The organism is Desulfovulcanus ferrireducens (assembly GCF_018704065.1).
In the GTDB taxonomy this organism is placed as follows: Bacteria; Desulfobacterota; Desulfovibrionia; order Desulfovibrionales; family Desulfonatronovibrionaceae; genus Desulfovulcanus; species Desulfovulcanus ferrireducens.
Genome location: NZ_JAGUQP010000008.1, coordinates 78,231 through 93,047, shown reverse-complemented (window position 1 = coordinate 93,047; position 14,817 = coordinate 78,231). Strand labels below are relative to the sequence as shown.

The 14,817-nt window shown below is 37.0% G+C and carries 10 protein-coding genes; 4 read left to right on the top strand and 6 right to left on the bottom strand.

The window, feature by feature from the left end; translation table 11 throughout:
- A partial coding sequence (locus KFV02_RS04470) for a transposase (RefSeq protein ID WP_252380333.1) occupies positions 1-198 on the top strand: 198 nt, incomplete at its 5' end.
- 476 nt (positions 199-674) lie between these two features.
- Here KFV02_RS04470 and KFV02_RS11490 read toward each other — a convergent pair.
- From KFV02_RS11490 to KFV02_RS04450, 5 genes are all read right to left on the bottom strand, one after another.
- Complete coding sequence (locus KFV02_RS11490; RefSeq protein ID WP_434800284.1) at positions 675-815, bottom strand: helix-turn-helix domain-containing protein; 141 nt, start codon at positions 813-815, stop codon at positions 675-677.
- 319 nt (positions 816-1,134) lie between these two features.
- A complete protein-coding gene (locus tag KFV02_RS04465) occupies positions 1,135-5,766 on the bottom strand; it encodes a PDDEXK-like endonuclease domain-containing protein (protein WP_252380332.1) in 4,632 nt (1,543 codons plus the stop codon).
- A 170-nt stretch (positions 5,767-5,936) separates the two neighbouring features.
- Positions 5,937-6,308 (bottom strand): hypothetical protein, encoded by a 372-nt coding sequence (locus tag KFV02_RS04460; RefSeq protein WP_252380331.1) that lies wholly within the window; start codon positions 6,306-6,308, stop codon positions 5,937-5,939.
- Positions 6,309-6,657: 349 nt separating this feature from the next.
- The gene (locus tag KFV02_RS04455) at positions 6,658-6,885 is read right to left on the bottom strand and encodes a hypothetical protein (protein WP_252380330.1); all 228 of its coding nucleotides are present in this window, start codon (positions 6,883-6,885) and stop codon (positions 6,658-6,660) included.
- A 150-nt stretch (positions 6,886-7,035) separates the two neighbouring features.
- Positions 7,036-7,353 (bottom strand): hypothetical protein, encoded by a 318-nt coding sequence (locus tag KFV02_RS04450; RefSeq protein WP_252380329.1) that lies wholly within the window; start codon positions 7,351-7,353, stop codon positions 7,036-7,038.
- A gap of 315 nt (positions 7,354-7,668) precedes the next feature.
- Here KFV02_RS04450 and KFV02_RS04445 point away from each other — a divergent pair, with 315 nt between their 5' ends.
- The gene (locus KFV02_RS04445; RefSeq protein WP_252380328.1) at positions 7,669-7,947 is read left to right on the top strand and encodes a hypothetical protein; all 279 of its coding nucleotides are present in this window, start codon (positions 7,669-7,671) and stop codon (positions 7,945-7,947) included.
- A 37-nt stretch (positions 7,948-7,984) separates the two neighbouring features.
- Complete coding sequence (ltrA, locus tag KFV02_RS04440; protein WP_252380327.1) at positions 7,985-9,364, top strand: group II intron reverse transcriptase/maturase; 1,380 nt, start codon at positions 7,985-7,987, stop codon at positions 9,362-9,364.
- A gap of 186 nt (positions 9,365-9,550) precedes the next feature.
- Here the strand turns inward: ltrA and KFV02_RS04435 are convergent, their stop codons facing one another.
- Positions 9,551-12,604: a TrlF family AAA-like ATPase gene (locus KFV02_RS04435; protein WP_252380326.1), complete on the bottom strand. Its 3,054-nt coding sequence runs from the start codon at positions 12,602-12,604 to the stop codon at positions 9,551-9,553.
- Between the two features lie 1,395 nt (positions 12,605-13,999).
- Here KFV02_RS04435 and KFV02_RS04430 point away from each other — a divergent pair.
- On the top strand, positions 14,000-14,437 hold the full coding sequence (locus KFV02_RS04430; RefSeq protein WP_252380325.1) for a C-GCAxxG-C-C family protein: 438 nt from the start codon (positions 14,000-14,002) through the stop codon (positions 14,435-14,437).
- Positions 14,438-14,817 lie beyond the last annotated feature (380 nt).

The following is a 14,817-nucleotide window of genomic DNA, read 5'->3' as shown; positions in this document are numbered from 1 at the left end:
TCTTTGAAAGACGCCAGGGAAGTGATAGCGGGGTACGTTAAGCATTACAATACAGTACGTCTTCACAGCGCTATCGGATATATTAGCCCTGAGGCAAAACTTAAGGGCCGAGAGGATCAGATTTTCAAAGAACGTGACAGGAAGTTGGGGGCTGCCAGGGCGGCCAGAAAGGCAAAAAGGCAATACCTGACTTGCTGAATCTGCAAGTAGCGATGACGCAGAGGCTTCATCGACATGTCTCCAACAAAAAGGTTTTTAATGGCTGGTAGTAATCAACTTTAACTAACTAATTTGATGACGGCAAAATTCCAATTCCAGGAGAAGCATTACACAACAAAGTTTATCTCCTCTGATACTCTCAGAAAAACCGCTGAAAAATTGGCCTCATACCATAGGCCATCATCAATCAATTATCGTGCTAAATTTAATATAAAGCTTGAAGAAAACAAATCAGTGTCTGAATTCAATAAGCAGAGTAAAAAGCAAAATGATTATTATTGTGCAAAATGTAAAAAGGCAATTACGGATAAAGTTGCTAAATTTTGTTGGAATAATAAAAAGAGGTTTGGGGGTAGGGCTTATTTGTGTGGTTTCGACACATATGAGACAAATTAGCTTCCAATTTTTTCCAATTATTTTCCTGTCAATTTCAAAAAACAAGGCTCAAATTACCATTATACCAAAAATTTAATAGTTAAATTATGGGGTTTCTGGGACAGATCTGCAAGGCCATCAGAACCAGACTCCTGATAGCGTTTATACCAGCGATAAAAGGTAGATCTGGGGATATCGAATTTTCTGCATGTTAAAGAAATGGATTGACTATTATGAACAATGTCAGTCCATTTATTCTTCTATTTTATCTTTATTAACTGATTCTTTCATACGATTTTTATTTCGATTTAAAAGTCAAAACTAGCAACTAGAAGTGTAGTGAATGTCTTGAAACTTCACAGCCATTGTTTTGATTGTCAGAAGTTGTTTTGACTAGTACACACATAATGGTCAATCCATTTTTTCCTCTGCTTTATCTTTTTAACTGATTCTTTCATACGATTATTATACCCATATAAAAGTCAAAACCAGCAGCTAAAAGTGTAGCGAATGTCTTGAAACCTCACAACTAAAATCAAGCTAATTATGTTCAACCGCCGTTTCATATACTCTTTGTTCGGTATAAATATTTGAACTACTTGTAATATTACATGGATATATTTGCATACTATTTAGTACGCCTATTAAATCTTCGATGCAACCTTCAGGGTCTATTTTGTAGCTTGAACCCCAGCATCGCCAGAACTTCCAGCCAACTCGCTCCATGGTTCTTTGCCGTTTCCAGTCTTCCATCCATTTTTCAGGTGGGTGATATTTGTCGCCGTCTAATTCGATTGCTAGTCTACGGTCATTTTCTCCTTCAACAACCAGGTCAATTGAATAAGTGCCTACTCTTACCTGTGGTGTAACGTTATAACCTTTCTCAATTAACCTCCGGTATACATCCCTTTCAAATTCAGAATCACATAGATCAACAGGATTATCAACAGCCTCATTATGTGGCATGGGTGATGCAAAATGACGGAGTATTTTTAAACGCAAATCTGATTCATTGTTTAAATCGGATTCTTGAATACTTCTGTAAAGATACATGCGATCCCTTGCTCTGGATAAAGCCACATTCATACGCTGTTCATATTCCCTTTTGGTCATTACAGCACCCTGCCCAGGGCCAACCACCATAGATAAAAACATAATATCTCGTTCTTTTCCCTGGAAAGTAGCGGGGTCACCACAGGCAATCTGATAATCCTGATATGTGTCTTCACTTAATTCAATCAATAACTGATCCTGTATATATTTTGCCTGCTGTGCGCCAATCAGTGACACTACACCAATACTCCGGCCCTTGTATCTTGGATCAGACACCAGCGTTTGTATTTCAGATATAATAGCATCTGCTTCTAATTCATTAATTTTGTTCCGCTCATTTCGGCGCCCCCCTTTTACATACACATCGATCAATGGCGGCGTTAGTTTTTCAGATGATTTCGGTATCCTGAGTGGTATTAACGGCTCGTTATAGAACTGCATACTAAACCGAATAATCGGCTCCACACATCGAAAATGCTCAGTCAACATAGTACGCTGTCCCGGAAATACAGCATTAGCGAGATCATATATTGAAACCCCCGGCAGAAGTAGCTCAGCAAAGGGCTGGTCTCTAAGGAAGTTATGTTTAAGCTGTAGTATTTTTTCCTCAGCAAGGAAAGCGGCTGTTGGGCTAACTTGTTTATCATCGCCAACGATAAGGAGTTTTTTGGCTCTCAGTATTGCCGGTAAAGCGGTTATGTCAGATTGCGATGCCTCATCAATAATTACCAAATCGAATGAGCCGTAATCTGACGGCAGGCTCTCACTTACTCGCCATGAGGGCATAATCCAGCATGGTACGCCACTATAACAATCTTGCATTGCGCGGTAAGCATCTCTCCGATGTCTTGGCGCTCTTTTTCCTGTCCCCTTGCCAATTTTTGAAACAGAAGAAATAAACCGCATCAAGGCCCCTTGAACACGTTCTGTCATGCTCAAATGTAAACCAATGTTAGTTTTTAAACGTACAAGCTCAGAAAACGTCTTCCTAAGATCGCTATCAAGGTTCGATCTTCTTGTTGAAAGCTCCTTGAGTTGCTCACGCCCATCAATTTCTTTCAGGTATTGCTTTCGTTGTTTCCACTTCCATGTCTCATACCAAGTAACCGGGGTCAACTCATCGTCATTACGAAGTAATGGCTCTGATTTAAGCCTTTTAGCCCACAGAGACGCACCGGATTCAGATATTTTGTCTGTTATATTTTCGATGTCACGTAAGTACCCAAAAAGATCATTGATTCTTTTTAATTCGGAAACTAAATTCTGCCACTCCTGGATAATTCTGTCTGATGAAAACGCTGGATTACCAATAGTATTTTCTATGAAAGTTTTTATATTATTAGATATATCACTTTCAGATTGTATAAGCTTTTCCGCTAAATCCTGAAGTTTAAGCCGTTGAGCACCTAATCTTATACGCGAGGTATTTAGCTCAACCGCTTGAATCACTTTGTCTATTTCCTGTCTGCTTCGTACAATATTGGAAACATCTATACCATGAGGAAAAAGATCTAAAATCTCCTTTTTAATTGACGTCAATTGTTTTGCTATTTTTTTTGTATCTAAAAGTAATGTTTGTATATCCTGAAGATCCCTAAATAGACTTCCGTAACGGTATTCCAGTTCTGGCAATTCAAGTTCCTGACCGGCATGATTCCATTTAATAATGAATTTTTTCATGCTTTCCTGAAAATTCACATAGTCCAGAATCAATTGCCACTGTTCTTTATCTTTTGGTTTCTCCCCATCAATTTTCACGTGTTCAATAATCGTTTTGGCTTCTTTATTACCAAAAGAAAAAACACCGAATGCTCTTTTTCCAATTACTAGATTATTCAATGCCCCATTTATATCTTCAAAGCATGAAGATGGATTGGGCATTTCTACAAGAGTTTTAACAAATATCTGGCGCTGCTCCATTAAGGCAGATAAAGATTCGAATAAGATATTAAATAATTCGACATTTCCATTAGGTGCCGCTTTTTCCCCAACCCATGAATAAAATAGCTTTTCCAGCCAACGATGGTTTTCAAATTGTTCAAGAAGCCCACTCAGTTCTTGCAAAGGTTTAATCAGTTGCCTTGCACGATCAACGGATTTTTCGACTGAAACAGCAAGAAGTGGAATGTGATTACTTTTTGATTCATTGTCTATTCTTGCAGCAGTTGACAAATCATCATGAATAGCCGCTATATTCGCACTATCAGGTAAATCCTGTATGCTTGGAAGAACCTTGCCCACATATACAATATCTTCACCAACCTTGCGGCGTGCATTTTTGATTTTTGCAATATCTGAATCAGTGAATTTTGGTGTGTATTTTTCAGATACTCCAAGCTCATCGGGTAGCCAGTCATGTTCTCCTGGGTCGCTGATAAGCTGCTGAGCCAATTCCATAGCCGTAATCTCATAATTTGCTTCAGTTAATTTTTTTGGCACAGGCTTGAGCTGTTTTAATCCCCATTCTTCGATTTGTGTGTCAATCTGGTAAATTTCTCTTTTGAGTTGTTTAACTCTTAATTCACTCGATTCCGCTTCTTGTTTTAATTCACGTAAGCTCCTCTGGCTAACCAAGCCAGCCAACAATTCAACAGCAGACTCAAGCTGCTTCATTCCCTGTCTTTCATTTGTAAGAAGACTTATCGTAAGACTTCTCAATTCTTCAGGTATTTGCTCTTGCAGCACAGACAATGCAGGCTCGCCCTTGGAGGTAACCAACACTCTCCGTCCTGTAGCCAAATAATGGCATATGATATTCGCGATTGTGTGTGTTTTACCTGTACCGGGAGGACCCTGGACTACAACCCCGTCGTTTTCTTCAAGCCGATCTATTATTTGAACTTGTGAGTCATTGAATGGCTTAGGGAAATATAGCTCTGATTTATTCCTGTCCGTGGAGGAACCCCCTGACGCAGATGATGACATTCCACCATCAGATAAAAAACCACCACTTGTTTGCAATAGTCTTTCATTTGATAATTCTGTTACAAGTCTCTTTGCTGGATTCGGAATTTGTTTTTCTGATTCCTTGTATTCTTCGAGTTTTTTCTTGAAACGCTCAATGTCCTGAATAAACCCCGTTGTACTTCTGGGCCGCGCAAAAATTACCCAGCTATCTGTTATCTCGAGGATCTCACTTATTTCATTCGGCTCTCGATTTTCCTTGTTTGGATTGACGTCTGGCCAGTAAGTACCACTTTCACTAAGGTGAGTTGATGCTTGGCGAAGCAGTGGTTCAAAACTTTCATGAATATATGGGGAGAACTCAATATCTTCTGACAATTCAGAAAAGTGTTTCTTTTCAAAACGCAATAAGGCATCCACCCCAGGATTTTCCAGCGCGAAGAACGCGCCTATAGAAAGTGTTGGTTCAATATTCCTAGGGCGTATGAATATTGCTCCATCCTTTCGATTAACTTCGATTTCAATTGACTTTTCCAGTAAGGGGTGATTAATTTTGTGCCCCTCATATATCCAGCGCGCAATACCGATGCCCCATACTAATTCAATGGGTTGTTCATCACCCTGCGCCTCAATAGTTTGCTGCAGACTAAATAGTGAGTCGTATATTTTAATCGTTTGTCTGCGTGGCTTTTCTTCTTCAGACCAAGGTAGCCACTGCTCATTGAGGTAGGTATCAATTTCCTTTTTTACCTTTTCATTATTTTCCAGCCGAAAAATGACATCTTTCATTTTGATTTCGGCAATTTGTTCGTTTAGCGGACCTATAACATCATTATCTTTAACAATCCCGTCATCAACAAGTTTACTAGCTTCAGATTCAGGCAGCGTTTTGATTAATTTTTCTTTGATCTGCGGGCTATTTTCCGGGTCATTTCCAATGGAAATCCATTCCTTTATTTGCTCTGGAACGCGTGGTGGTGGAAGCCTCTTTAACCTCTCAATTCTCAACCAGACAGAAACACCTTCATCATCAACAATATTATGCTGGATTCCGATTTTCCCTCTTAACTCATGCTCCCATATGCACAGTTGTTTATATTCTTCTATTCTGAAGATTGGTTTTTGATTGAGTTTCCCTAAATGATGCACATAATCAAGAAGCTCATCTATGCGACCAATTGTCTTGGGATCCATTTTTTTCGTATCTTCACTCATATTCTATTCATGTGATGGGCTTTGTCTTTTGAAACATTAACGTTCAAGCTGTGCGGCGCAAACGAAGCGCAGCGTAGTTTGCGTCCCAACGTGACCTTTGTTTGCTGCTTTAGTGTTTAAGATGCAAAACAAAATCAGCGCTCTCCTTTGGTTTGTATTTTTCTTCATATTTATTTAAATTTTTCACTTAACCCATGACTACCTTCAAATTCTTCATTCTCAACATAAATTCGGTAATCTTTCGTTCTTTTAAGCTTTTCGAGCAATTTCAATATGGCTACACCCTCTACTATTACAGGTCTTGGAATAGATAGACGTCGCTCAATAATGCGATTAATTTGGTCTTCATAAGTGAACGAGTCTTGTTGTTTGATAAGAAATAGATCAGTTTCAATTAGAGAAACATTGTAATTAAATGCTAAAAATCTACCAAGAGTAGTTTTTCCAGACCTATCTCTCCCGTCTATTGCTACTAGTTTACCGGGAAGGTTATTAAGAACCTTATCAAGCTCATTTGTTACCAATTTGTACTTTTCTTCCATGATCATTCTTGTGGCAGCTAACGTTTGAGTGAACTGGATTTTGTGAAGCGCAGCGTAACAAAATTCCGGTGTAGCGCCTTGTTATGCATTTTTACGCCAATTCCCATGGTAGATCACGACGGCCAGGAACTGGCTTTAGAACTCCACTGTTACGTAGCTTTTGTGCAGCCCACCTGACATCGTACTGCCAAGTATAGAGAAGATTACCTGAAGCTCTTAGTTAGGATTCATAGTTGTCCCAAATGTACTTTGAAACATCCTTAGGCCATCCTTTGCCTTCTCTAGACTTTAAACAGACAACTATCCAAATCCATCATATCTTCACGTGTTGCCATTGCTAAGTCACCTCTTATCTTTCTTTTCTTTCGTATGATTTTCTTGCGTGATTATTAATGTAGGCATTTAATCCGTCTCCGCGAGATGCTAATGTTTTCATTTCTTTAATGTGTTTTTGCCCAGCGCTTCGATTGGTATAAAGATATATAGATCCATCACTGAATTGCACACGAATATAGTCCGATCCATTTTCATATGCTACGACCCCAGAATCACGATCTATATCGCCATATCGTTCCATTTTAATACTCCTTTCATTGTCTTTTTTTGTGTATAACACCATCTTCAAGGGGTTACAGACGCGTCAGTGGCTGAAAATCCCACTGCAAGAAAAAGTTAGATGTTTTTATTTTTTTATAAGAGTTTAATAAAATCTCGTCAAACTTATTCACTATTTCTTAGATGGTACAAATACAACGACTGCACCATAAAGAAAAGTAAGCGGAATTAAATAGCATGTAATTGGATTCACATGCTTTCGAACTTTAAAGGAATCACGAGATAAAATCTCAAAATCCCAGTCGTTAGTATTCCATCTTCCTTTTGTTATCGCATCTTCAGGTGTATACCATCCATTGACATAACCGTTTATATCTCTGTTGAAGGTAATCCATTGATGATCAAGTACTTCAACCTTATAAAGAACTATTGATGCAGCAATGCAAAAAATGCTTATGGTAATTCGTGAAAATACTTGTAGAGATTTCATTATATTATCCTTGCAAAATCTAACGTGTGAGTCCACCTGCATTTTGAAGCGAAGCGGAAAAATGTCAGGTGCAACGATTTGTGTACGCCCGGCATGGGCGTGAGCTTATGGGGTTCAAGTCCCCTGTAATGGTTCCTAAGCTAAATAATTTAGCCTGATTTACTAGCTGAAGGCAATGGCCTCTGCCGCAAGGTAAGGTCTGAAGTAAGCCGGAGTGCAAAGATGTGGGCCGACGAACAGAAACGTCATATAAGGCCGAGTCTCCGGGTAAGACAGCACAAAATGTCAAAACCCTGGGAACAGGAGACACGGTAAATGACGCGGATCAAACATCGGAAGTTTACCCTGTTGAATAGGGTTCCCCTTGGGAAATTCAACGGGGTGAACGCCCTTATCCGGGGAGACCTGTTTTCCATGCGGCAAGATAATGTTCCCAGTAAGATCACCGGCAGGGGGCCACCGGTATCCCAATGTCCCGGCACAGAGAATGGAAGGCTCTGCCTTGTCTGTGTGAAACGAAACAAAGATGAGCAGACAGAGCTTGCAGCGCTATATGGAGTAATCCGTATGGTGAGAGAACAGGAGTCAGCATAAGCCATAGTAGGCAAATGCCAGGAGTAATGTCCCGGACATGGTGAAGGGCCGAACATCAAGAGAGGAAAAGGTATCCATGAGCTCTGAACATACGTTGAACCCGACTGGAGGAGTCTTGTCCAGGCGTGTTATGGAAGAACCAGCCTCAAATCTTAGGCTACTGGAACGTATATTATCGAATGAGAATATCGGTGAGGCATGGAAACGGGTTCGTGCTAATAAAGGCGCTCCCGGCATTGACGGAATAACCGTTGAGGAATTTCCAGATGCCTTCCGTGATCTCTGGCCAGATATACGTGCATCAATCCTTACAGGAGAATATACCCCTTCTCCTGTACTTCGTGTTGAAATACCAAAGCCGGATAGCAGTTGCCGTCCCCTTGGTATTCCAACCGTGCTGGATCGCCTAATTCAGCAGGCCATAGCCCAGGTACTGGGGCCAATATTTGATCCTGAGTTTTCTAAATCAAGTTGCGGGTTCCGGCCTGGAAGATCAGCCCATGATGGGGTAAGACAGGTGAAAAAGTACATCAGGCAAGGCTATAAAATAGCCGTTGATCTCGACTTGGCGAAATTTTTTGACCGAGTTAATCACGATGTACTGATGAATCGAGTATCCCGCCGGGTGCCGGATAAGCGTGTTTTAAGTCTTATCGGCAAATACCTCAGGGCCGGAGTTATGGTCAGAGGCCGCTTACAGGCAACACTTATGGGAGTCCCCCAAGGGGGACCACTTTCACCACTGCTTGCGAATATCCTGCTTGATGATCTGGACAAAGAACTGGAACAACGCGGTCACCGCTTCAGCCGGTATGCTGATGACCTCATTATTCTAGTGAAGAGTCTGAGGGCTGGAGAACGAGTGATGACCAGTATTTGTCGGTTTCTGGAAAATAAGCTGAAACTCGCAGTCAATGAGCAGAAAAGCAAAGTGGCACCGGTGGAGGAGTGCAGCTTCCTGGGCTTCGTCTTCATACGAGGCAAAATCAGGTGGAGTGAGAAATCCTATCAAAAGTTTAAAAGGCAGATACGCCTGTTAACTGGAAGGAGCTGGTTTGTCTCTATGGAATACCGCTACAGGAAATTAGCGGAGTATGTACGGGGCTGGATGAACTATTACGGGATATCGGAATATTACCGGCCCATCCCTGAGATAGATGAATGGCTTCGTCGTCGGATACGGATGTGTTACTGGAAACAGTGGCGGTACGTCCGTACCAAAGTCCGCAACCTGCTCAAGCTTGGTACATCCAAAAGACAGGCCATACTCACAGCATTAAGCCGTAAGGGACCATGGCATTTAGCCCGCACTCTGGCGGCACAAAGTGGCATGACCAATAAATGGCTATATGAGCAAGGATTGATTTCTGTCAAAGAACAATGGGTAAAGATTCACTACCCGGCTACGGCCCGGTAATCCTGATGAACCGCCCTGTGCGGACCCGCACGCAGGGTGGTGTGGGGGCTGGGGGAGAAAATCCCTCGGCTACCCGATTATACATTTTTTTCGTGATACTTCTCAACGGTAACGCATATGCACAGTGATGGGATTTTTCGCACTTTCTTTTAATTATAGTACCATACCCGCCATTGTGTGGATAGTTTATACCTCAAAATATTTTAGTCTTCTTATATCAAAAGCTTTAATTGTTCCTTCCAGTATTTTTGATGATAACTCATTAATTTCAGGATTTTCAATTGCACCAGAAGAAAAACTAAATGTATTCTTGTTCTTTTTGTCAATTGAAACATAGATAATTTGTTCTGAGTCTCCTACAATAGCCAGATTTGGGTTGTGTGTTACCATTATGACTTGCCTTCTCTTTTTGGTTTCTTTGATAAAATGAACTAAAATCTTGTATATGCTTTCATTGTCCAAATTTTCTTCGGGTTGGTCAATTATCAGTGGTATATTTTCCTTATCAAGCATTAAGTAAAAAACAATTAACATAGCACCTTTTTCACCAGGTGATAATTCAGTAATATGTTTTTCACCTAATTTTAATTCATATGATGGCTCTAAATAGTTTATTGAGAATAAGAAGTTATAAAAATCAAATACTTTTCCTTGTATTATTTGTTCTTTTATTTGTCTTTTTTCATTATTATAGCCTTCTCGTTTATCTATTTCTAAATTTTGAATTATTTCATCTAAAAACTGTTTCAAAATATCCTTTTCTTGGAAATTTTTATTTTCAATTAATTTCTTTATCCTTTCATTACTTTGCTCAATTTCATAAAAAGAACCTTTAACCCCTTTGTTTATAAAAGACAAAAAGTCATTTGAGAAACTGGGCTTTAATTTTAGTGCCACATCAATGTTAATTTCATAATCTTTTAAAATATCTTTGTGTCCTTTAATCTCATTATCAACAGATTCTTTCAGTCGGTTATATATTTTAACAATTTCTAGTTTTTTATCAAGAATTAATAAAGTTTTATTAACCCTTAAATCTCGTTTTTCAATTATTATTGTAGGTAATTCTTCTGTTACATTCTTTATTTGATTTTCATACCACTTTATTGTCCCAGTCTTTTCAATATCTCCAATTATGACATTTTTATCTTTTTCCCACTTTTTAAGGTTTTCAAGATACTCGTGATATTTTTTATATGGGGTAGATAATTTATTTTTTAATTCTTTAATTTTAGTATTAATGTTATGCAGTTTTATTACGATGCTATTTGTTTTTATAATTTTTTGCTTATTTTCTGGTACATCAGCAATATTCTCTTCTGAATATAATGTTTGTGCTGTTTCTTTGTATTTTCTTTTTTTCTTTTCAAGTAATTTATTAAGGTCTGTTAAATCTAATTTGTAGGAAAGTATTTTTGTTGAGTCAATATCATATTTTTCTAATTTTTGTGAAGTAAGTGAAATAATTTCCTTTATCTCATTTTCAAAACGCAATAAATCTTCTTTAACCGTTTTTAATTCTTCTATTTCCCTTTTTAAATTAATTAATTCATTCTTGCTTTTTTCTAATAATTCTTCGAGTTTTTCCTTCTTCTTATTTAACCCTTCTAATTCTTTTGTAATTTTTTCGTTTTTTTCTTTTGTTTCCTCATCTGAATCAGGATTTTTTACTTCAATAGGTTTATTTTTTTCTAATTCTTCAAGCTCGTTCTTTTTAATAACCAACTCATTTTTGAGTTTGGAGAAATAATTAGAATTAGCTTTCTCTTCAAGTTTTATCAGTTCTTCATTTATTTCTTTTATTTCTTTTTCTATTAACTCAATATCTTTTTTTATACTCTCTTTTTTATATGCTATTAAATCTTGAAATGTGCTTTCACCAAGCTTTTCTTCTTCTGGTAAATATGAAAAAACTAATTCTTCAAGTGTTCTTTCAAAGTCATAACTTTCTAAATCGTTCGTTAATCTTTCAAAAAAACTTTGTGGTAAATACCTTACTCTTTCCGGTGAGTTTATATCAATATTTTCAGATAGATTCTTCTCTAGAATTTTTCCACTTGCAAACTCTAATTTAGCAGTAAAGTTTTTTGCCAATCCTCCTTTTAGAAATCTATCCCTATTTAAAAAAGAAAAATCTTTGTAATGATGAGAGTTGCTACATAAACCGATGATGTCAGCAATTGCACTTTTACCACTTCCTTTATTACCTATTATTGAAACCATTCCATAATTAAAGGGTATTATAATATTATTGAACCAAACACCTTTTTTACCACTATACCCATCAATTTGATTTATGGATAATTTTTTTATAAACTTTGTTTTGTTATATGATACTCTTTCGAGTAGTTCAGGTTTTTCTCCTATAAAGACTCTATCATCTGGCTCATATTTTATTTGCTTTAAACCTTCAAAAGTAGGTTCTGCTTTTATCCAAGTGAAGCAATTATAATTTTTACTTTCTATAAAAATATCATCTTCATTTTTATTAGCAGTGTCTAAAATTTTAAAATCGTGTATGTCTTGTGAATGCAATAATTTTTTATTTCCAAATTCATTTAACCATTCTTGATTTTTTTCAAAAGTTGCAAAATTTGAACTAAAAAAAGTGTTTACTTTATCGTATAGATGTTCCTTAAGTGGTTTTAATTGATTGTTTTTTTCAAGGTTAGACCATTCTTTATAACCTAAAAATAAGAATGTTTTATTTTTCCAAGTCTCACTTTCTAATAATTCAAAAACCCTATCTGTTGATGGAATCAGATCGCTAAAACCTGTTTTTAAATCACCACCTTCATTTGTTAAGTTTTCTTTGGATAAATTTTTTGTTTTATGCTGTGATAGTTTTGTTAATGGTATTTGTTTAATGAATTCTTCTCGGATTTTATTTATTTCGGCTTGTAAATTAGTTTCATCTACATCAAATAAAATATGTAAATTAATTTTTTGTAATTTATTTTCGTTACCACTTCCAAAGGTATCAATACGAAATTCTAAAATTGGAAAAATTTTTTCTAAATTCTTTAATCTTCCATTGTATTTATAACTCATTACTTTTTCATATCCATCGATAAAATAATAATCAGTTATACCTACTACTTTAACTTCTTCTGGTAGCCTTTCTAATGCGAGAATAAATTTTTCCCAAGTTTCGTCATTATCTCCACCGTAATCTTGAATAATTGAACTTGGTGTGTGGATATGTAAGTCCCATTTATGCCAATTTGAACCTTCTATCATAATTATCCCTTTTTAAAGTATTTTTTACTTACCCACAATGTCTGAGTATAAACAATTGAACATATAACACCAAATTGGTGGTGCTAGCACAATTGTTTATATTTTCATTTTATCATTTTTCTCTCTCCATTATTTTAACAATTTACGCCAATCCTACCAATTTTTTAATGTATAACTTTTTTTATACAAAATTTTTTTCAGAATTTTTTTGGCAACCATCGCCATATTTTTTTTACTAAGTTAAGTTAAAAATTTTACATTTTAAAATTAATCAGATCCATTTAAAAAAAATTATACTTTAACTAATTAAGCCAAATCATGGCACTTTTTTTCAGAAAAAAGTCTTTGCTGGATAAAAACTTTTAATCTTTAACAGATGATTTTTTTAATGCCTGCCTGGGAATTGGCCTCTTTTTTAAATTTAAGCTATATAATTTGATCGTATAGAAAATTATATTGCTAATCATATAAAAAAAGATAATTTTATTAAATTGTTATCTCGACTTTCATGCTTGCCAAATTTAAAAAATATCTCTTAAAACCGAGAAAAAGGTTATCCTTTATTCTCTTAGAGGGTCGACAAATTTATCTACCTTCTCTGGATGATGCTTTAAAAATTCATCTATCCATGTTTTTGGATTATCAAAAAAGCACAATTCGTCCATTTCTTCAATCATTTCAGTTATTCTTTTAAAAAATTAACATACAAAAACTATATTCATACTTCGAAAACACTCAGTAATCATCAAAAAATATTAAGACATTTAATTTATAATTCATTTTATTGTCAAGGTGATTGTTAAAAAATATTTAGAATGCAAGATTTACCAAAATATTTTTGGAATCAATACTAGAAAGATATTCAGTAATTTGGCATCATACAAAAAAGATGGAGCTGAATGGTGCGATGCACAGGTGTATATTATAAAAGGAAATATCTATTCCAGAAAAGCTCTTTTGAAGAAATCATACAATACAGGATTGGCAAGGGTAGATCTTTTTTTTAAGAGAAAGTTTCGCGCCAAGCCGCCAAGTCGCCAAGGGTAGAAATAGCGAAAGCGTCTGCTCGACTTACTGGCCTTTCAGGCCAGGATAAATGGATTAACCTAAGCTGAGTTCGAAAATTTATATATCTAACAAATCCTTAGTGCACATCAAAATTGACCCAAAGGAACGAGAATCTTTTGTTCGGCTTGTGCCCTTAAGCCGAACAAAAGCCTTTGTTTTCCTTGGCGTCTTTGCGTCTTGGCGCGAGAATTTTTGCAATTTAGGTGTGTTTGCTCTGCTACCAACAATACTGGACAAATCCCGCAGCCCTTAATATTATTCAAGAGGACATAAAAAAATAAATAATACTTTATGACAGGCAACACTAACCTGTTAGAGGGAAGGCTTATGGATAAGTCCACGTTTGTAAAAGAGAGGGTTCATGTTTATTATTGGGATTATGACCTTAATTGTGCCACGACAACACTTAAAACTTTGTCAGAGTTTTTTGATGTAGAACTGAATAGCCAGGTGATAGACGCGGCAATAGGGATGCATGGGGCAGGTGGATATCAGGCACAATGTGGTCTTGTTGAAGGCGCTTTAATGTTTGTTGGCATTCTTGGGAGAGCAAAAGGCATTCCCGACAAAGAGATCATATCTTTTTGTAAAAAATTAGCCGGTGAGTTTGAAAAGAACTTTGGGAGCCTTTTGTGTAAGATTTTACGTCCTGAAGGATTTCACCCCGATAACCCACCACATTTATGCGAGAAACTAACCTCCAAAGCTATATCAAAAAACATTGATCTTATATCTTCTTGGCTCAAACAGGGCGAATCCTTTTGATTGATTTCTGAGCTGACTACATTTAAACGACATATGTCGTTAGGATGTTTTTTCTCGCCCGCTCCCGTTGGTCGCTAGAGACGCGGAGACACAGAGGTTTTTGCTGCCTGCCCGAGCTGGGCATACAGCAAGAAAGCTTCCTGAGCTATGCTCAGGGAAAAAGAAAACTCCGTGCCTCAGCGCCTCTAGTGAGCGAGGTGCATCTGATAGATGCACTTTGGTTGAGTAGTTGAGTAGGTGAGTAGGTGATTAGTTGAGTGGTTGAGTAGGTGAGTGGTTGAGTAGGGTGGAGATGGGATTCCGTAGTTGAATTTTCTCCTGATTGCTGTCAGATTCTGGATTATTACCACTATACATAGCATCTGCACAGGTTTGATTAT